At 64.9% G+C, this 19,631-nt stretch carries 17 protein-coding genes; 2 read left to right on the top strand and 15 right to left on the bottom strand.

Features of this window, described 5'->3' with window-relative positions:
- Window positions 1-3: 3 nt before the first annotated feature.
- From ACQR1E_RS04685 to ACQR1E_RS04735, 11 genes are all read right to left on the bottom strand, one after another.
- Window positions 4-333: a rhodanese-like domain-containing protein gene (locus tag ACQR1E_RS04685; RefSeq protein ID WP_315714496.1), complete on the bottom strand. Its 330-nt coding sequence runs from the start codon at window positions 331-333 to the stop codon at window positions 4-6.
- Between the two features lie 108 nt (window positions 334-441).
- Entirely contained in the window at window positions 442-2,364 is a 1,923-nt protein-coding gene (locus ACQR1E_RS04690) for a potassium transporter Kup (protein WP_434896732.1), read from the bottom strand.
- Between the two features lie 151 nt (window positions 2,365-2,515).
- Window positions 2,516-4,414, bottom strand: a complete 1,899-nt coding sequence (locus ACQR1E_RS04695) for a potassium transporter Kup (RefSeq protein WP_315827469.1) — start codon at window positions 4,412-4,414, stop codon at window positions 2,516-2,518.
- Between the two features lie 279 nt (window positions 4,415-4,693).
- A complete protein-coding gene (locus ACQR1E_RS04700; protein WP_315714498.1) occupies window positions 4,694-5,524 on the bottom strand; it encodes a flagellar motor protein MotB in 831 nt (276 codons plus the stop codon).
- A 36-nt stretch (window positions 5,525-5,560) separates the two neighbouring features.
- The gene (locus tag ACQR1E_RS04705; protein WP_315714499.1) at window positions 5,561-6,334 is read right to left on the bottom strand and encodes a motility protein A; all 774 of its coding nucleotides are present in this window, start codon (window positions 6,332-6,334) and stop codon (window positions 5,561-5,563) included.
- A 163-nt stretch (window positions 6,335-6,497) separates the two neighbouring features.
- Window positions 6,498-6,860 (bottom strand): Hpt domain-containing protein, encoded by a 363-nt coding sequence (locus ACQR1E_RS04710; protein ID WP_315749694.1) that lies wholly within the window; start codon window positions 6,858-6,860, stop codon window positions 6,498-6,500.
- The gene (locus ACQR1E_RS04715) at window positions 6,857-9,046 is read right to left on the bottom strand and encodes a hybrid sensor histidine kinase/response regulator (protein ID WP_316173965.1); all 2,190 of its coding nucleotides are present in this window, start codon (window positions 9,044-9,046) and stop codon (window positions 6,857-6,859) included. The genes ACQR1E_RS04710 and ACQR1E_RS04715 overlap by 4 nt, the downstream gene beginning before the upstream one ends.
- 289 nt (window positions 9,047-9,335) lie before the next feature.
- Window positions 9,336-10,055, bottom strand: coding sequence for an RraA family protein (locus tag ACQR1E_RS04720; RefSeq protein WP_316171230.1), 720 nt, complete (start codon window positions 10,053-10,055; stop codon window positions 9,336-9,338).
- Window positions 10,056-10,164: 109 nt separating this feature from the next.
- Window positions 10,165-11,055, bottom strand: a complete 891-nt coding sequence (locus ACQR1E_RS04725) for a CDP-alcohol phosphatidyltransferase family protein (RefSeq protein ID WP_315714503.1) — start codon at window positions 11,053-11,055, stop codon at window positions 10,165-10,167.
- An 87-nt stretch (window positions 11,056-11,142) separates the two neighbouring features.
- Window positions 11,143-11,877, bottom strand: a complete 735-nt coding sequence (locus ACQR1E_RS04730; RefSeq protein WP_315714965.1) for a phosphatidylserine decarboxylase — start codon at window positions 11,875-11,877, stop codon at window positions 11,143-11,145.
- Window positions 11,878-11,970: 93 nt separating this feature from the next.
- Window positions 11,971-13,941 carry an ABCB family ABC transporter ATP-binding protein/permease gene (locus tag ACQR1E_RS04735; RefSeq protein WP_315749689.1) on the bottom strand — a complete coding sequence of 657 codons (1,971 nt, stop codon included), beginning with the start codon at window positions 13,939-13,941 and terminating at the stop codon, window positions 11,971-11,973.
- Between the two features lie 244 nt (window positions 13,942-14,185).
- On the opposite strand from ACQR1E_RS04735, the gene ACQR1E_RS04740 reads away from it, so the two are divergent.
- Window positions 14,186-14,788 (top strand): TIGR00730 family Rossman fold protein, encoded by a 603-nt coding sequence (locus tag ACQR1E_RS04740; protein ID WP_315749687.1) that lies wholly within the window; start codon window positions 14,186-14,188, stop codon window positions 14,786-14,788.
- Window positions 14,789-14,792: 4 nt separating this feature from the next.
- Here the strand turns inward: ACQR1E_RS04740 and ACQR1E_RS04745 are convergent, their stop codons facing one another.
- The 4 genes from ACQR1E_RS04745 to cysS all read right to left on the bottom strand — a co-directional run bounded on the left by ACQR1E_RS04745 (window position 14,793) and on the right by cysS (window position 18,922).
- On the bottom strand, window positions 14,793-15,170 hold the full coding sequence (locus tag ACQR1E_RS04745; protein WP_315749685.1) for a VOC family protein: 378 nt from the start codon (window positions 15,168-15,170) through the stop codon (window positions 14,793-14,795).
- A gap of 115 nt (window positions 15,171-15,285) precedes the next feature.
- A complete protein-coding gene (gene cimA / locus ACQR1E_RS04750; RefSeq protein ID WP_315827367.1) occupies window positions 15,286-16,899 on the bottom strand; it encodes a citramalate synthase in 1,614 nt (537 codons plus the stop codon).
- Window positions 16,896-17,399 (bottom strand): GNAT family N-acetyltransferase, encoded by a 504-nt coding sequence (locus tag ACQR1E_RS04755; RefSeq protein ID WP_315714508.1) that lies wholly within the window; start codon window positions 17,397-17,399, stop codon window positions 16,896-16,898. Before ACQR1E_RS04755 ends, cimA begins: the two co-directional genes overlap by 4 nt.
- A gap of 113 nt (window positions 17,400-17,512) precedes the next feature.
- Complete coding sequence (gene cysS / locus ACQR1E_RS04760) at window positions 17,513-18,922, bottom strand: cysteine--tRNA ligase (protein WP_315827366.1); 1,410 nt, start codon at window positions 18,920-18,922, stop codon at window positions 17,513-17,515.
- 389 nt (window positions 18,923-19,311) lie between these two features.
- Between cysS and ACQR1E_RS04765 the strand changes: the two genes are divergently transcribed.
- Entirely contained in the window at window positions 19,312-19,620 is a 309-nt protein-coding gene (locus ACQR1E_RS04765) for a hypothetical protein (RefSeq protein ID WP_315714511.1), read from the top strand.
- The last annotated feature ends 11 nt before the right edge of the window (window positions 19,621-19,631 follow it).

Here is a 19,631-nt window from a genome sequence, read left to right on the forward strand (position 1 = left end):
CTGTCAGCCGCCGGTCCTGGTCGGCAGGCCGGCCGCCTTCCAGCCGAGCATACCGCCCTGGAGATGCTTGTCGTAGGGCAGCCCGGCGGCCTGCGCGGCGAGCGATGCCGTCACCGAGCGCTTGCCGGAGCGGCAGGCGAACACGACGTCCTTGCCTTGGGGATCCGGGATCAGCTTCGGGTCGAAGCCCGACAGCGGAACGACGACGCCGTCGGGATAGGCTTCCGCGGAAACTTCATTCGGCTCGCGCACGTCAACCAGAAGAATTCGCCCTTCCGCGATCCCCTGGGCCACGTCCTGCGGGGTCAAATCGTGCACAACAGCCACGCCCATCCTCCAAGCCTTCAGCGGGGCCGTATCGGCCCTGATCCGGCCGCCAAACTCACCCCAGACGCTGCGAAAATCAAGCGCTTCGGCACGCTGACGGGATGGGTCTCGAGCTCAGATCGTAACCTGGGTGCCGACCTCCACCACCCGCCCGCTCGGGATCTGGAAATAGTCGGTCGCATCGTTGGCGGAGCGGCTCATCGAGATGAACAGGTGATCCTGCCAGCGCGGCATGCCTGAATGCGCAGCCGGCTTCAGCGTACGGCGCGACAGGAAGAACGAGGTCGACATGATGTCGAACTGCCAGCCGAGCTTGCGCGCGATCGCCAGGGCGCGCGGCACGTTGGGCGATTCCATGAAGCCGAAGCGCAACGTCACCTTGGAAAACGTCGGACTGATCTGCTCGAGGCGAACGCGTTCGGACGGCTCGATGCGCGGCGTCGGCGCGGTCTCGATCGTCAGGATCACGTTCTTTTCGTGCAGCACCTTGTAGTGCTTGAGGCTGTGCATCAGCGCGGTCGGCGCGCTCAAGGGATCGCTGGTCAGGAACACGGCCGTACCGGCCACCCGCTGCGGCGGACGCTTCTCAAGCATGGTCACGAGATCGGCGAGCGGGAATTCGAGCTTGCGCGACTTGTCGAACAAGAGCCGGCTGCCGCGCCGCCACGTGTACATCAGCGTCATCACGAAGCCGCCCAGCGCCAGCGGCACCCAGCCGCCTTCGAACACCTTCAGGAGGTTCGCCGCCAGGAAGGTCAGGTCCAGGAACAGGAACGGCGCAATCAGCGCGGCGGCCGCGAACGGCGACCACCGCCAGACCTTCCAGATCACGACGAAGCCCATCATGGCCGTCACGACCATGGTGCCGGTGACCGAGATGCCGTAGGCCGAGGCCAGCGCGCTGGACGACTTGAACATCAGCACGAGCAGCATGACCGAGATCAGCAGCAGCTTGTTGATGCGCGGAATGTAGATCTGGCCCGAATGCGCTTCGGAGGTGTGACGGATCTCGAAGCGCGGCAGCAGGCCGAGCTGGATCGCCTGCCGGGTCAGCGAATAGGCACCGGTGATGACGGCCTGGCTCGCGATGACGGTCGCCATGGTGGCGAGCGCGACCATCGGGATCAGCGCCCAATCCGGGAACATCAGGAAGAACGGGTTCTCGATCGCCTTCGCGTCGGCGATCACCAGCGCCCCCTGCCCCAGATAGTTGAGCGCCAGCGACGGCAGCACGATGAACAGCCAGGCGGTCTGGATCGGCCGCTTGCCGAAATGGCCGAGGTCGGCATACAGCGCCTCGGCGCCGGTGACGGCAAGGAACACCGCGCCGAGCGTGATGAAGCCGATGATCCCGTGATGCAGCATGAACGACACGGCATGCAGCGGGTTGATCGCCCACAGCACCTCCGGATGGTGCAGGATCGGCGGCAACGCCGCGATCCCGATCACCAGGAACCAGATCAGCATGATCGGGCCGAAGAACGCCGCCACCTTGGCCGTGCCGCGCACCTGGACCGCGAACAGCATGACCAGGATGATGACCGTGAGCGGCACGACGTAGGGATCGAACGCCGCCGTCACCAGCTTGATGCCCTCGATCGCCGACAGGACGGACAGGGCCGGCGTGATCACCGCGTCGCCATAGAACAGCGCGCCGCTGACGATACCGAGCAGAACGATGACGCTGGCGCCGCGCGTGACCGCACGCTGGGCGAGCGCCATCAGCGCCAGGGTGCCGCCCTCGCCGTGGTTGTCGGCGCGCAGCAGGATCACGACGTATTTGAGGGTCACGACGACGATGAGAGCCCACAGGATGAGCGAGATCACCCCCATCACGGCGTGAGGCGCAGCTTCGCCGCTGCTGCTCGCAGCCATGACCGCTTCACGCAACGCGTACAGCGGGCTGGTGCCGATGTCGCCATAGACGACACCGATGCTTCCCAGTGTCAGCGCCGCGAAGCTCGCCGTGGAATGGGCGTTGCCATGCCCGTTGGTCGCCGGCGCTTCCGCGGGCGTAGCTGCGACGTCGACTGTCATGGGGTAGCCCCCTCGAGGACTCGTTAATGCTTCACTGCACAACGCGGCAGAGCGCGCGGCTTATAGCGGCAGCGCGTTGCGACGGACCTGTCGGGAATGCGCCTCAGCCATGCATTTAGGCATACATGAGACATCAGGGAAGACCAACCGATCAAATCGTTACCTGGGTACCCACCTCGACGACCCGGCCCGTGGGAATCTGGAAATAGTCCGTGGCGTCGTTGGCCGACCGGCTCAGACCAATGAAGAGATGGTCCTGCCAGGTCGGCATGCCCGACTGGGACGATGGCTTCAACGAGCGGCGCGAGACGAAGAACGACGTGGACATGATGTCGAACTGCCAGCCGAGCTTGCGCGCCACCGCGAGCGCGCGCGGCACGTTCGGGGATTCCATGAATCCGAAGCGCAGCCGCACCTTGGAAAACTTCTCGCTGATCTTCTCCATGCGCACGCGCTCCGAGACATCGACCCGCGGCGTCTGTGCGGTCTCGATGGTCAGGATCACGTTGTGCTCGTGCAGCACCTTGTTGTGCTTGAGATTGTGCAGCAATGCGGTCGGCACCGAGGTCGGATCGCTCGTGAGAAACACCGCCGTGCCCTTGACGATGTGAGGAGGCCTCTTCTCCAGGCTGGTGATCAGGTCATCCAGCGGAACCTCGATCTTGCGCGTCTTGAGCACCAAGATCGCCGAACCACGCCGCCAGGTCCAGATCGTCACGACCATCGCGGCACCGAACAGCAGCGGAACCCAGGCTCCTTCGAGGAGCTTCAGCAGGTTGGCGCTGAAGAAGGTCATATCGACGATGACGAAGGGAGCGATCACGGCAGCCGCCACGGCCGCACGCAAGTTCCACAGCTTCCAGATCACCACGAAGCCCATGATGCCGTCGGCGACCATGGTGGTGGACACTGCGATGCCGTAGGCGGAGGCGAGATTGCTCGAGGTCCGGAACAGCAGGACCAGCAGCAGCACGCCGATCAGCAACAGCCGGTTGACCCGCGGCAGATAGATCTGGCCGGCATGGCTCTCCGACGTATAGCGCACCTCGAAACGCGGCAGCAGGCCGAGCTGGACCGCCTGGCTGACCAGCGAATAGGCGCCCGTGATCACGGCCTGGCTCGCGATGACAGTCGCGGCGGTGGCCAGCACCACCAGCGGCAGCAGCAACAGTTCAGGCACCATCCGGTAGAACGAATTCTCGATCGCGGCGGGATCGGACAGCACCAGGGCGCCCTGCCCGAAATAGTTGATCAGCAGCGCCGGAAGCACGAAGAACAGCCAGGCCGACTGGATCGGCTTGCGGCCGAAATGACCGAGATCTGCGTAGAGCGCCTCGCCGCCGGTGACCGCGAGGAACACCGCGCCCAGGGTGACCAGGCCGATCGTGCCGTGCGAGAGCAGGAACTGCACCGCATAATAGGGATTGATGGCCGCGAGCACGGAGGGGTCGTCGCGGATGTGGACCAGCCCCATCACGGCGAGGGCGGTGAACCACGTGACCATGACCGGGCCGAAGGCGGAGGCGACGCGCGCCGTCCCCTTGCTCTGGACCGCGAACAGCACGACCAGGATGAACACGGTCAGCGGCACGACATAATGCTCGAGCGCGGGCGCGGCGAGCTTGAGGCCTTCGACCGCCGACAACACCGAGATCGCCGGCGTGATCATCGAGTCTCCGATGAACATCGAAGCGCCGATCACGCCCAGCGACATCAGGAACAGGCTGCGCCGACCCAAAGCCCGCTGTCCGAGCGCCATCAGCGACAGCGTTCCGCCCTCGCCGTTATTGTCGGCGCGGAGCAGCAGCAGGACGTATTTGGCTGTCACCACGATGAACAGCGACCAGAGGATCAGCGAGAGCACGCCGAGCACGATGATCCGCGACACCGGGTGCCCCTGAGCAGCGCCGTGCGCGGCCTCGCGAAAGGCGTAGAGGGGCGAGGTGCCGATGTCTCCGAACACCACGCCGATGCTGCCTAGCGTCAGCCCCCAAAACCCCGACGTGCTCGCGGTGTCCTGTCCTTCGGTCGATGTCGCGCTGGCCGTCATGTGCTCGGAACGCATCTTCCCTGTTTGGCCCGGCGCGTGTGAACGTAGACCGTTCGCAGGTCAAGTCTCTACCGTAAGCAGACCTATGTTCCCAGCCCGCAACCAAACGGCACGGCTGACACAGATGTCGCATGCCGCATCGCGGCAAGTGCCTTTAGCCCAAGCATCCTGAGGCAGATGTCGGATCTGCCTCAGGCGAATCAAGTGGCTGCTGATGCTCTTCGTTGCCGTTCGCAGGCGCCCGTGCGGCAATATGATGCGGGAGGCAAAGCGTCCCGGCTACGGCTTCAGATCGGGCGGCAATGGCGGGTCTTCCCGCATCAAGGTGATCGTCACGCGGCGGTTGGCGGCCAGCGAGGGATCGTCCGGGAACAGTGGCTGGCTATCCGCCTTGCCGGAGACCGCGTAGATGTGGCTCGCCGGCAGCCCTTCCCGCTCCAGGATCTGGCGTACTGCGTTGGCGCGGTCCGCCGACAGGTCGAAACCATCATAATCGCTCCGGGCGGGAACGAAGCCGGCGGCCGTGTGCCCGGTGATCTGGACCCGAAGCGGTGTCGCCTTGAGCGGTGCGGCCAGCTTCTCGATCAGGCGTCGCGTGCGGTCGAAGGGCACCTTCGAGCCATCCGCGAACATCGACCGCCCGTCCTGGTCGACGATCTCCAGGTTGAGCCCCTGCTTGGTCTCTTCGAACATGATGTGCTTGGAGATCTCGGTCATCTCCGGCATGTCCTGCAGCGCCTGACGCAGCGAGGCAGACGCCAGCGCGAACTGGCGATCGATCTTCAGCTTGGCGCCATTGGTATGCTGGCGCTCCTCCTGCTCGGGGCTGGGCTCGCGCGCGGTCTCCTCCGGCGAGATGTGGGCGGCGTTCTTGAGCTTCGGCCGGGTCGGCAGGCCGTCGGATTCCACGATGCCCGAATAGCGCGACTCGGACTGCACGCCGAAGGCGTCGCGCATCGAGCCTGCGACGACTTTCAGCTTGTTGTTGTCCATGGTCGAGAACGCGACCAGCATCACGAAGAAGCTGACCAGAAGTCCCATCAGGTCGGCAAAGGTCACGAACCAGCCGTGACCGCCGCCATGCGCATCGCCCCTCTTCTTCTTGGCCATTGCCTACCCCACCCCGGATCGCCCCGCCGCAGCCGATCAGGCCGGCACGGGCTCGCCTTCGGCGTGGCGATGCTTCTCAGGCAGATAGGCCAGGAGCATTTCGCGGACCAGGGCGGGGCTCTTGGAGTCGCGGATCATCAGGATTCCGTCGATGATCAGCGTCCGGTTGGTTTCCTCGTCCAGCAGCTTGCCATGCAGCTTGTCGGCGATCGGCAGACAGATCAGGTTCGACACCAACGCGCCGTACAGGGTCGCGAGCAGCGCGGTCGCCATGAACGGGCCGAGCTTCGAGGGGTCGGTCATGTTGGCGAACATCTGCACCATGCCGATCAGCGTGCCGACCATGCCGAACGCCGGGGCGCAGTCGCCGATGGCGCGATAGATCTTGCTGCCTTCGTCGAGGTGCATCAGGAAATTGTCGCGGTCACGCTCGAGATTGTCGCGGATGAATTCGAGGTCGTAGCCGTCGGCCACGTAGCGGATTCCCTTGGCGAGGAACGGCTCGTCGGTCTCGACCTTTTCCAGGCCGACCGGGCCCTGCTTGCGCGCGATCTCGGCAATGCGGGCGAGCTCGTCGACGAGCTCGCGGGCCGACAGGCGGCTCATGGTGAAAGCGTACTTCATTCCAAGCGGAACGCCGTGCAGCATAACGCCCAGCGGGAAGCGAATCATGGTGGCTGCGATCGAACCGCCGAAGATGATGATTGCGGCGTGCTCGCTGACGAACATCTCGAGATCGCCGCCCAGCAGCATCATCGTCGCGATGACGATCACGCCAGCCACGAGCCCCGCACTCGTCATAATATCCATGAGTCAACTCCACCCGCGTACGCAAACCACGACCCTGCCGGACCGACGCGGTGCTTCTGGACCGCATGTCACGAGACTAGATGTCCGCCATTAAGGACGAGTTACTGAATTCGGTAGGCATAATGAAAGGTAAACAGCAGCGCCGCAGACCACGCCGACTCGCTCAAGCGGCTGAGGATCCGGACTTGAGCAGGTTCGCCGCGGCGAAGACGGCCGACTGATCGAATGATCGCTGCATCTTGTGGACCATCTCCAGCATCTGCGCCGGCTCCATCGTCGCCGATCCCACCTCGAGTTCGCGCGACAGGCGCGACAGCGCCGAGAAACCGAACGTCGCCGACGAGCTCTTGATCGAATGCGCCTCACGCCTCAGTTCGAGGCGATCCTCGAACTTGGCCGCAAGCGTGCCGAACTTTCCGGACGTATCGTCGAGGAACGTGCGCAGGACCTCCAGCGCATCCTCTTCGCCGAGCTCGGAGACCAGGATCTGATAGACGGATTCGTCGAATTGCACCCAGTCGGTCATGCGACAAGCCTTTCCTTGTGTGTAGCAGCGGCCGCGCGAAGCAGAGCGGCATTCAGTCGATCGCGCGTGACCGGCTTGGTCACGAAGTCGTTCATGCCGGCGTCCGTGCAAGCCAGATGATCCTGGCTGGTGGCGTTGGCCGTCAGGGCAACAATGTAGATGTCCTGGGCGGGCGGCGGCAGCGAGCGGATCATCCGCGTCGCCGTCAGCCCGTCCATCTCGGGCATCATCATGTCCATCAGCACGAGATCGTAGGCCTGCCTCTGCACGGCCGCGATCGCCTGGGTTCCGTTCTCGACGATGTCGTAGCGGTGACCGAGCTTGTCCAGGAGCTTCTTGATGACGAACTGATTGGTCAGATTGTCCTCGGCAACGAGGATCTTCAGCGGCTCGAGGCTGCCCGGACGTTCCTCGGCGATCGTCTCACCGACCGGCACGATGGTCGCCTCGGGCGCGCTCACCTGCTCGACGTCCGGCTGCGTCTGGACCTGGATCGAGAAGGTGAAGGTGCTTCCCTCCCCCACCTTGCTCTGCACCGTGATGTCGCCGCCCATGCAGGTGACGAGGCGCTTGCAGATTGCGAGCCCCAGACCGGTGCCGCCAAAGCGGCGCGAGATGGAATTGTCGACCTGCGAGAACTGCTTGAACAGCCGGCTGACGGCGTCTGCGGGAATGCCGACGCCGGTATCGGCGATCGAGAACACCAGCGTCAGGTGCGGCCCGGCAAGGTTCTCGGCACGGACATCGATATGGACGCCGCCCGATTCGGTGAATTTGAGCGCATTGCCGACCAGGTTGAACAGCACCTGGCGCAATCGCGCGGGATCGCCGACCACGTAGTTCGGCACTTCCGGCGCGATCGAGGTCGTCAGCTGCAGACCCTTTTCCTTGGCGCGGGACACCAGCAGCTCGGCGGTCGCCGTCACCGACCGGTGCAGGTCGAACTCGATGTGCTCGATCTCCAGACGATCGGCATCGAGCTTGGAGAAATCGAGGACGTCGTTGAGCAGCTGCAACAGATAGTCGGCCGACTCGCGCAAGGTGGTCGCGATCTTGCGCTGCTCCGGCGCGAGGTCCGCCGACAGCAAGAGATCGGCAAGGCCGATGACGCCGTTCATCGGCGTGCGTATCTCATGGCTCATCATCGCCAGGAATTCGGAGCGCGCCCGCGTACCTGCCTCGGCGGCATCACGCGAGGCGGCAAGCCCCGCCTGATAGCGCGCAATCAGGATCGTGATGATGCCGATGACCACCGTCAGCAACGCTCCGACCAGCAGATCACGATCGCGGTTGAGCTTGAAGGCGCTGAAGATCTCCTCGGAGGCCTGACCGACGATGACCACCAGCGGCAGATCCTTGATGCGCTGGAACGAGTAGATGCGCGTGACGCCGTCGATCAGACTTTTGAAGGTGTAGAAGCCGCTGCTTCCGTGCTGAATGGCGCTCATCACCGGGCTGCCGGCGAGCGAGGATCCGACGCCCCCCGGACCGGCCGAGGCCCGTGCGCGCACGATGCCGTCGAGACCGAGCAGTGTGACATTGCCCTTCTTGCCGAGATCGACCGAATTGTAGAAGCTCGACAGATATTCAGGGTCGAGCGAGACCACCACGACGCCGCCGAACGAACCGTCCGGCATGATGATGCGGCGGGTCAACTGGATCGACCATTTGTTGGAGACACGGCCGAAGATCGGCTTGCTGATGAAGAGAAAATCATCCTTGCCGTCGGCATGAACGCGGAAGTGCTCGCGGTCGCGCAGGTCGAGGCCCCGCATCTTCGGATCGATGTTGCTGGACAGCATGATGCCGTCCTTGCCGATCACGACGACCTGAAACGAGAAGTCGGACAGGAACTGGCTGTTCTTCGACCATAGCGACATGTCGAAGTTGTGCGGGTCCCTGGCATAGGAGTCGCGGACGTAGAGCAAGGTCTGATCTGCCGCGCGGATCGAGCGGATGATCTGCTCCTCGAACGCGCGGGCCAGATTGGCGCCGTTCTTAAGCGCCGACTGCTCGGTGCGCGTATACTCTTCAGAGATGGTGTAGAAGATGCCGGCCCACACCAGGGCGATCGCCGAGAGGCCGATCGCGGCGCTGCCGAAATGTCCGATCAGCCGAACCATCTTGTCGACGGTCCGGTCGAGCCGCCCGAACAACGGCCCGGATTTCGATATCAGCCTGCGCATGTCCTTCGCCCTCGGGCGACATGCCTATCGGGACAGGCTAGCCATCAGGTAAAGCTTGATGGATAAAATCTTCTCAACGAGCGACGGCCGCTTAACCTTCGGCGAATTCCGGCCTGTTTGCGGGTAATTCGTCACCGTGCGCGATATTTTCGGCGGAGGGTCAGCCGCCACCCCGTAGTCATCCGGATGCGGTTGCAGCGTCGCAGTTCGGCGAGCGCCCAGCGCAAGGCCGGCGGGCCGCACCGCCGCGCGGTACGGCTCGCCCATTGGGACCGGAGTGAAGCGACGCTCAATGAATCTCCGCCGACCGCTTCAAAGCGGCCTTGAGCTTCTCGAGCGAGAAATCCGCAGACCGCGCGATCTCCAGGATCGGCGTTTCACGGCGCGCGCACAACTCGGCCGCCTCGGGAAGCTTCGCCGCGATGTCGGCGGGGATGACGATCGCACCATGGCGATCGGAGTGGATCAGGTCGTCCGAGCGCACGGTCATCCCGGCGACGCGGACCTCGCCGCCGAAGCTCTCGGCATGCACCCACGCATGCGACGGACCGATCGAGCCCGCCAGTGCCTGGAAGCCGGCAGCCCATTGCGGGATGTCGCGGATCGATCCATCGGTGATCACGCCGAGGCAGCCGAGCGCCTTGTGGACGTTGCTCTGTACCTCGCCCCAGAATGCGCCGTAACCGATGTCGGGGCCATCGATATCCTGGATCACGACGATGCGGGGACCATGACCGGTGCCGACATATTCGTAGTAGTCGGTGCGTCGCCTCGCCTGCTCCTCCGCCGGCAATCCCGATTTGACGACGGACCGGATCGTCGCCGTCCGCGCGTAGCCGACCATGGGCGGCAGATCGGGGAACGGACACACCAGCGGCTTGGTCGTGTAGCCGATCAGGCGCCGCTCGGGCGCCACGATCTCCATCGCGTTGCAGATGGTCGGCGTATCGTAGCGCGCGAGCGCCTCGAGGACGAAAGCAGCGAGGGGCGCGGCGGCAGTGCTTGTCACGGGCGTTTTCTCCGGATGATGCGGACGGCATTCGCGGCCGTCCTTGGCCATCCGGTATAACTGAGGCGCCCAAGCCGGCAAAGCGCGCGCCGGGTCTTGGGCCCTGCGCTCAGTGCAGCCGTTCCGGCGGCCGCTGCCCCTGCTCCACCGCTGGCGCGCCGGTCGGCGCAAAAGCCGTCGTGGATGAAGACGAGGCGTGCGACGCCGCAGCCGCGGCACCAAGGACCGCGGCGTGCCGCGCCGCCTGGTGCCGATACAGCCGCCAGCCGAACGGAAGGCTCAGGATGTAGAGGATCGATCCGGCCGACAGGATGTGCCAGGGATAGACCACCAGCAGCGCCACGAAGAACACCACCGAGGCGAACACCGGCAGCACGAGTTCGGGCGAGACACGCATCCGCGTGGTCTTGCCGGAGAACACCGGCAGCCGCGACACCATCAGGAAGGCGATCAGCAGGGTGTAGAACGCCGTCACCAGCGCCGGCGGCCTCGGCAGGTCCAGGAACGCCAGATAGACGGGCAGCAGCACGGTGATGGCGCCGAGCGGTGCCGGCACGCCGGTGAAGAAATTGGCGGCGAAGGGCGGCTTGTTGGGATCGTCGATGCTGGCATTGAAGCGCGCCAGCCGCAGGCCGCCGCTGATGGCGTACATCATGGCGGCGATCCAGCCGCCGTCGCGCAGCTCATGGAGCTGCCAGAAATACAGGATCAGGCCCGGCGCCACGCCGAAATTGACGAAATCGGCCAGGCTGTCGAGCTCGGCGCCGAACTTCGACTGGCCCTTGATCATGCGGGCGATGCGGCCATCGATGCCGTCCAGGAAGGCGGCAAAGACGATGGCGCCGACCGCGAGCTCCATCCGTCCCTCGGTCGACAGCCGGATCGCGGTCAGGCCGGCGCAGATCGCCAGCAGGGTGATCATGTTCGGCACCAGCAGCCGCACCGGGATCGGGCGGAAACGGCGGCGGCGCAGTTCGGGAGAGTTCACGTCGAAGCTCATGATCACACCACGTGTGGTTTGGCCGGAACCTTGTGCCTGAACACAGCTCAAGGTCCCCTTAATGGGTCACCAGCGGGCAGCGACGGTTCACTGGCTCCGGAACGTCAGGCCGGGCACGGGGACGTCGAAATCGGCCAGGATCGTCTCGCCGGCAATGGCCGTCTGCCCCTCCGAGACCAGAACCTCCGTGCCGTCGGGGAGATAGACGTCGAGCCGCGAGCCGAAGCGGATCAGGCCGAAGCGCTCGCCAGCCCCAATGGTCTGCCCCTCGCGCACGAACGACACGATCCGGCGCGCCACGAGGCCTGCGATCTGGACCACGCCGATGCGGCCATGCGGCGTCGAGATCGCGAGCGAGTTGCGCTCGTTGTCCTCGCTCGCCTTGTCGAGCTCGGCATTGATGAAGGCGCCCGGACGGTAGGCGATCTTCTCGATCCGGCCGGCCACCGGGCTGCGGTTCACATGCACGTTGAACACGCTCATGAAGATCGAGACCCGCAGCAGCGGCCGGTCGCCGAGGCCAAGCTCGGCCGGCGGCAGGGCGCGCGTGATCATGGAGATGCGCCCGTCGGCCGGCGCCACCACCAGCCCTTCCCGCTGCGGCGTGACCCGGATCGGGTCGCGGAAGAACAGCGCGCACCAGACGGTGAGCAGCGTGCCGATCCAGCCGAGCGGGGTGAATATCCAGAACAGGATCAGGCTGACGAGGGCAAATCCCCCGATGAAAGGATAACCTTCCGGGTGGATCGGCGGGATCTGAGCGCGGATGGAATTGCTGATCGACATGGCCTGCTTCGTTGAGTGTTGTCGCTCTGACCTCAGAGCGGACCGCCGCCTTGACTAGGTCGATGGCCGGCGAAGGTCAAAATGAATCCTTAATGCATTCTTGAGTTCAGATCAGGGCGGTTCGCGGCATCATTCGGCGGCACTCGCCACCTGTCCGGTCCGATCGGGCCCGGCCGCGTCCGGCTCGCTCCGATCCGGCGGATTGCGGTTCGGCGCCCCCGCATCGTCGCCGATCTGCGCCAGTTTTTCGCGCGCCTCCTCGGCCTCGCGCTGTCGGTTCCACATGCCGGCATACAGCCCGCCTTTGGCCAGCAGCTCGGCATGAGTGCCGCGCTCGGCAATTCGCCCCCGGTCGAGCACGATGATCTCGTCGGCCGCCACGATGGTCGAAAGCCGGTGCGCGATCACGAGCGAGGTACGATTGCGCGACACTCCATCGAGCGCCTCCTGGATCTCGTGTTCGGTATGGCTGTCCAGCGCCGAGGTCGCCTCGTCCAGCACGAGGATGGGCGGCCCCTTCAGGATGGTGCGGGCAATCGCAACGCGCTGCTTCTCGCCACCGGAGAGCTTGAGGCCGCGCTCGCCCACCTGGGTCTCGTAGCCCTTCGGCGCCATCCGGATCAGACCGTCGATCTGGGCCAGCCTCGCTGCCTCCTCGACGGCGGCGTCGTCCGCATCCCAGCGTCCGTAGCGGATGTTGTAGCGGATGGTGTCATTGAACAGCACGGTATCCTGCGGGACCATCCCGATCTGGGCGCGCAGCGACACCTGGGTAACGTCGCGGATGTCCTGGCCGTCGATCAAGATGCGTCCGCCGGAGACGTCGTAGAGCCGAAACAGCAGCCGCGAGATGGTCGACTTGCCAGCACCGGACGGCCCCACGATCGCGACCGTCTTGCCCGCCGGCACCTCGAAGCTCAGCCCCTGCAGGATCGGCCGCTCCGGCTCATAGGCGAAGCGGACGTCGTCGAAGCGGACATTGCCAGAGGTGACCACCAAAGGCGTCGCTCCGGCCGCGTCCTTAACCTCGGCATCGCGCGTGAGCACGCCGAACATCTTCTCGATGTCGATGATCGCCTGCTTGATCTCGCGATAGACCATGCCCATGAAGTTCAGCGGCTGGTAGAGCTGGATCATCATGCTGTTGATCATGACGAAGTCGCCGACCGTGTTGCGTCCCTGACGCACGCCCTGGGCGCACATCAGCATGGCCACCGTCAGCCCGATCGTGAAGATCACGGCCTGCCCGGCGTTGAGCACCGCGAGCGAGGTATAGGTCTTCACGCTGGCCCGCTCGTAGCGCTCCATGGAACGGTCATAACGCTCGGCCTCGCGCGCCTCGGCGCCGAAATACTTCACTGTCTCGTAGTTGAGCAGCGAGTCGATGGCCTTGGTATTGGCATCCGTATCCGAGTCGTTCATGCGGCGCCGGATCTCGATGCGCCACTCGGTCGCAATGTAGGTGTAGTAGAGATAGGCCGCGACCATGGTGAGCGTGACCAGAACGTAGCGCCAGTCGAACTGCCACAGCAGCACCGCCGTCAGCAGCGAGACCTCGACGATGGTCGGGATCAGCTGCAGGATCACCATGCGCACGATGGTCTCGATCGCGTTGCGGCCGCGCTCGAGCACGCGGGTCAGGCCGCCGGTCTTGCGCTCGAGGTGAAAGCGCAGCGATAATTCATGCATGTGGACGAAGGTGATGGTCGCGAGCTTGCGCACGGCATGCATGGCGACGCGGGCAAAAATACCGTCGCGCCACTGCGTCAGCACCGCCATCAGCACCCGAATCCCGCCGTAGCTTGCCGTCATGACGATCGGCGAGGCCACCAGCCAGAACGCCCAGTTATCGGGCGCGATCGGCGCGGTATTGGCGCCGGTCAACGCGTCGATCGCCCATTTGAAGGTGAAGGGCAGGACCAGCGTCGCGACCTTGGCCGCGATCAGCAGCACCACCGACCATAGCACGCGCATCTTCAGGTCGGCGCGATCGCTCGGCCAGATGAAGGGCCACAAGTGGCGCAGCGTGCCGGCCAGCGTTCCCTGCTCGAGGGACGAAGGCTGGTTGGCGGCTGGTTCGGAGGAGGAATCGGGCGGCATCAAACGTTCTGGAGCAGCGAGTGTTTTGGCATGTTGTGATGCCGGGCGTTGCCTGCGTCATATAGAGTGTCCGGGCGCCGGATGCACCGGTACGTCGACGGAATCCGTTGCCGCGGCGCAGTATTTGCATACTTGTTTTCGGACAAATGGACCCATTCAGCCTGCATCAATCCGTGAAAGCCCGCGAATCCACGTCCTCCGCCCTCGTCTTGACGCCTTTCAACTGCAGTGTCACACCGCTCCAATGACTGAAATCCGCACCGTTTGCGTCTATTGCGGCTCCGGCCCGGGGACGAATCCCAGCTTCATCGAATCGGCGAAAGCACTCGGCAAGGCGCTTGCCGAGAACGGCGTCAGGCTCGTCTATGGCGGCGGCTCCATCGGCATGATGGGCGCGGTTGCCAAGGCCGTGCTCGACCATGGCGGCGACGTCACCGGCATCATTCCGGACTTCCTGGTGAAGAAGGAAGTCATGATGCCGCTCAAGGATCTCATCATCACGCCCGACATGCACGAGCGCAAACGGCTGATGTTCGAGCACTCCGACGCGTTCGTGGCGCTGCCCGGCGGCATCGGCACGCTCGAGGAGCTCGTCGAGCAGCTGACCTGGAAGCAGCTCGGACGCCACGCCAAGCCGGTGCTGATGGCCAATATCGACGGCTTCTGGGAACCGCTGTTCGGGCTGCTCGCGCACATGCGCGAGACCGAGTTCATCCGCCCCGGCTTCCAGATCGAGCTGCTCAGGGCCGAACGCGTCGAGGACATCCTGCCGCGCCTGCGCGAGGCCGCCGCCCGCGTCGCCAAGGAAGAGACCGAGATGGCGCCTGAGATCGCCAAACGGCTCTGAGCGCCTACTCGCTCGGGAATGTGACCGCCTCGATCCGGTTGCCATCGGGATCAAGCACAAAGGCCGCATAATAGCGCACGCGATCATGCGGCCGCAGTCCTGGCGCACCGTCGGAAACTCCGCCCGCCTCCAACGCCGCCGCGTGAAGCGCATCGACCTCCGCCGTGCTCCTGGCTCGCAGGCACACATGAGAGCCGGTGTCGGCCGGCACGCGCGCCATGGCGGGGCGTAGATTGATCCAGAATTCCGGATAGGCCTTCCCGAAGCCGATGGTCGTGGGACGCTCGATCAGCCGCGTCAGCCCGAGCGGCGCCAGCGCACGCTCATAGAACCGCGCGCTGCGGACGAGATCGCTGACACCGACGGAGACGTGGTCGATCATGCGTTTGCTCCTGGCCTCTCCAGGTCATTGCGAAGAGCGAAGCGACGAAGCAATCCAGAATCGCGCATTCAGGCCTGGATTGCTTCGCTTCGCTCGCAACGACGGATGCATCATCTCATCCCTTCGCGCCGGACTTCACCAGCTTGTAGAATACCGAATCCATCAGCGCCTGGAACGAGGCGTCGATGATGTTCGGCGAGACGCCGACCGTGGTCCAGCGCTCTCCCTTTTCGTCCTCGCTCTCGATCAGCACGCGCGTGACCGCCTCGGTGCCGCCATTGAGGATACGGACGCGGTAGTCGATCAGCTTGAGGCCGTCGATGAAGCCCTGGTACTTGCCGAGATCCTTGCGCAAGGCGACGTCGAGCGCATTGACCGGGCCGTTGCCTTCCGCCGCCGAGATCAGCCGCTCGCCAGCGACGTCCACCTTGACCACGGCCAGCGCCACCGTGACGCGTTCACCGAGCGCGTTGTAGCGCTGCTCGACATTGACGTCGAACTGCTCGACCCGGAAATACTCCGGCACCGAGCCCAGCGTACGCCGCGCCAGCAGCTCGAACGAGGCGTCGGCGGACTCGTAGGCGTAGCCCGCGGCCTCGCGCTCCTTCAGCTCCTCGACGAGGCGCGTCAACTTCGGATCGCTCTTGCTGAAGGGAATGCCGCCGCGCTCCAGCGCCGCGATGACGTTGGATCGTCCGGCCTGGTCGGAGACCAGCACCTTGCGATGATTGCCGACGCGCTCGGGCAGGACGTGCTCATAGGTCTGCGGATCCTTCAGCACGGCCGACGCATGAATACCGGTCTTGGTGACGAAGGCGCTCTCGCCGACATAAGGCGCGTGCCGGTTCGGCGCACGGTTCAGCATGTCGTCGAGCGTGCGCGAGACCTTCATCAGGCCGGCGAGCTGCCGGTCCGATACGGCGATCTCGAACCGATCCGAGAACTCCGTCTTCAGCTTCAAGGTCGGGATCAGTGAGCACAGATTGGCATTGCCGCAGCGCTCACCGAGTCCGTTCAAGGTGCCCTGGATCTGCCGCACGCCAGCGCGGACCGCGGCAAGCGAGTTCGCCACCGCCTGCTCGGTGTCGTTATGGGCGTGGATGCCGAGGTGATCGCCCGGCACGTGCTTCACGACCTCGCCGACGATCAGCTCGATCTCGTGCGGCATGGTGCCGCCATTGGTGTCGCACAGCACGACCCAGCGCGCGCCGGCCTCATAGGCCGCGCGGGTGCAGGCCAGCGCGAACTCCGCATTCTCCTTGTAGCCGTCGAAGAAATGCTCGCAGTCGAGCATCACCTCGCGCCCCGCAGCCTTCGCGGCCGTCACGCTGTCGCGGATCGAGGCGAGATTCTCCTCGTTGGTGGTCTCCAGCGCGACGCGCACCTGGTAGGCGGATGACTTCGCGACGAAGCAGATCGCGTCCGCCTTGGCCTCCAGCAGCGCCGCCACGCCCGGATCGTTGGACACCGAGCGTCCCGCCCGGCGCGTCATCCCGAAGGCGGTGAAGCGGGCGTGGCCGAGCTTCGGCTTGGCGGCGAAGAACTCGGTGTCGAGCGGGTTGGCGCCGGGATAACCGCCCTCGACATAGTCGATGCCGAGATCGTCGAGCATGCGCGCGATGGCCTGCTTGTCGGCCAGCGTGAAATCGACACCGTTGGTCTGCGCGCCATCACGCAGGGTGGTGTCGAACAGATAAAGCCGTTCCCTGCTTGTGCCTGCCCTGCTCATGCCTGCGCTCCCCCGGAGCCGAGCGTCTTCTTCATCGTCGTGTTGGCGAGCCACTCGCCATTGATGGAGACGCTATTGCGCTGCTGCGCGACGTAGCCGCGCTTGCGAAAGAATTCGACCGCCGTGTCGCTAGCGTCGACCGACAGACCGGTCGTGCCGCGCGCGCCCGCCAGCTTTTCCAGCGCGTCGCATAGCAGGGCCCCGACGCCCTGCCCGGCCGCATTCGGATGGACATAGAGCATGTCGATGTGATCGTTGCCCTTCAGCGCGGCGAAGCCGACCGGCGAGCCCTGCAGGGTCGCAATCAAGGTGAGCTCGGATGCCAGCCTCTTGCCAAAACCCGTCTCATCCTCAGCAGCGGACGCCCAGGCCTCCTGCTGCTCCTCGCTGTAGTCATCACCGGTCAATTGCTGGATGCTGGCGACGAAGATCGCGGCCAGCACCGGCGCATCAGCGGGAAGAAACGGCCGCAGCGCGGGCCTCGGGAGAGCCTGTCCCATGCGTCACCACATGCCATAGAGTTTCGTGACCAGCGCCACTGCGCCCGCGATCAGCACCAGCTTGAGCAGGATGTAGTACAGCCAGTGCCGCGGAAACGGGGTGTCGGGCTTGCTCATCGCGCAATCTCCCAGGTCGTGACCGGCTTGCCGTCGGCGCCCTTGCCGTCCTTCAATACGATACCCATCGCGGCGAGTGCGTCGCGGAGGCGATCGGACTCCTTGAAGTCCTTGCGCGCCCGGGCCGCGGTACGCTCGGCGATCAGGGTTTCGACCTTGGCGGCGTCGACGCCTTTGGCCTGCTGCTTTCGCGCTTCCCATCGCGCGACGGTGTCCGACAGGAAGCCCGCAAAGCGGAGCGAGCCGGCAAAGGCCGCGCGGTCCGTCTCGCCGCCGGACGCCGCACGGCTCCGCAACGCGTGCAGCTCTGCGATCATCAGCGGCGTGTTGAGGTCGTCGACGAGGGCGGCGATGATCTCGGGCCCCGGCTGCTCACCCGGCGCATCGGCCACGACGCGATACCAGTCGTCGAGCGTCTTCGCGCTCTCCTCCAGGCCCTTGACGGTCCAATCGGCCGGCGAGCGATAATGCATCTTGAGCATGTTGAGGCGCAGCACCTCGCCAGGCCAGTCCGCCAGCAGGTCGCGGATGGTGACGAAATTGCCGAGGCTCTTCGACATCTTCGCGCCCTCGACCTGGACGAACTCATTGTGCAGCCAGTAGTTCGCCATCACCGACGTGCCGTGCGCGCAGCGCGACTGCGCGATCTCGTTCTCATGATGCGGGAAGATCAGATCGAGTCCGCCGCCATGGATGTCGAAGACCTCGCCGAGATAGGCTGCGCTCATCGCCGAGCACTCGATGTGCCAGCCCGGCCGGCCGCGGCCCCACGGGCTGTCCCAGCCCGGCTCGTCCTCCGACGACTGCTTCCACAGCACGAAGTCGGCAGGATTCTTCTTGTGCGCATCGACGGCCACGCGCGCGCCGGCGAGTTGCTCGTCGAGCCTGCGGCCCGACAGCGCGCCGTAGTCCGGCATCGACCGGGTGTCGAACAACACCTCGCCGCCCGCCTCATAGGCGTGGCCACGCGCGATCAGTTGCTTGATCAGGCTCACCATATCCGCCTTGCCATCAGGGCGCGGCAGCACGAACTCGGTGGCGCGTGGCTCGAAGGTCGGCGGCAGGCTGCCGAGCGCAGCCGCGTCGCTGCGGAACTGATTGGCCGTCAGCTCCGTCACCTTCCGGATCGCCTCGTTCAGCGGCAGCCCGGGAAAGTCGCGCGCGGCGCGGGCGTTGATCTTGTCGTCGACGTCCGTGATGTTGCGGACATAAGTGACGTGATCCTTGCCATAGAGATGCCGCAGCAGCCGGAACAGCACGTCGAAGACGATCACGGGCCGCGCATTGCCGATATGGGCGAAGTCGTAGACCGTCGGTCCGCAGACATACATGCGGACATTGTTGGGATCGAGCGGCACGAAGGGGCGCTTCTCCCGCGACGCGGTGTCGTACAAACGCAAGTCCATGGTCCGTCCCCGAATGCCCTGTGCTCACCGCCCCGCCGGACCGACAGTCCATGACGAAGCGAAACGGGTGTCCTACGCCGCACGACCGCCCGCGAGCGGGCCGCCACGGCACGAATCACACTTCCGACCTGCCGGCCGGGCGTCCTGATCATCTCTGTTGAGAAAAGACGGCCTCAGCCAGCGAATCGCTAGCGCGTAATCTCGCGGCAAATGCAGCAGATGGCGAGGAAACCGTTCATGAAACTCACCATGCTGCAGCAGACTGTCTCCGTCAAGAGCCGCAAAACGGCCGTTTTCACTGCCCAAATGCTCGCGCCCCGCCTCATGGTTAATCATTTTTAAGCTTTTGGGCCTAACCATGAGTTGTCTCCTACACCCACCGGTGCACCATGCGAATCTCCCCGGCGCTGCTCGCCTGCTGTGTTCTCCTCGCCGCCGCGACCACCGCCACGGCGGAGAGCCGCATCTTCATCATCGCCAACGAAGCCGACGGCTACGGCGTCGACCAGTGCCTCGCCAAGGGCGACCGATGCGGCGCCTCGGCCGCGCGGTCGTACTGCCAATCACGGGATTTTGCACAGGCCTCCTCCTATCGCCGCGTCGACCCCGATGAAATCACGGGATCGGTGCCGAAAGCCGGCGCAAACTGCGCCCGTGGCGGCTGCAGCGACTTTGTCGCGATCACCTGCCAGCGCTGAGACGGCCGGGA

Source organism: Bradyrhizobium sp. HKCCYLRH1030, assembly GCF_051168395.1.
GTDB lineage: Bacteria > Pseudomonadota > Alphaproteobacteria > Rhizobiales > Xanthobacteraceae > Bradyrhizobium.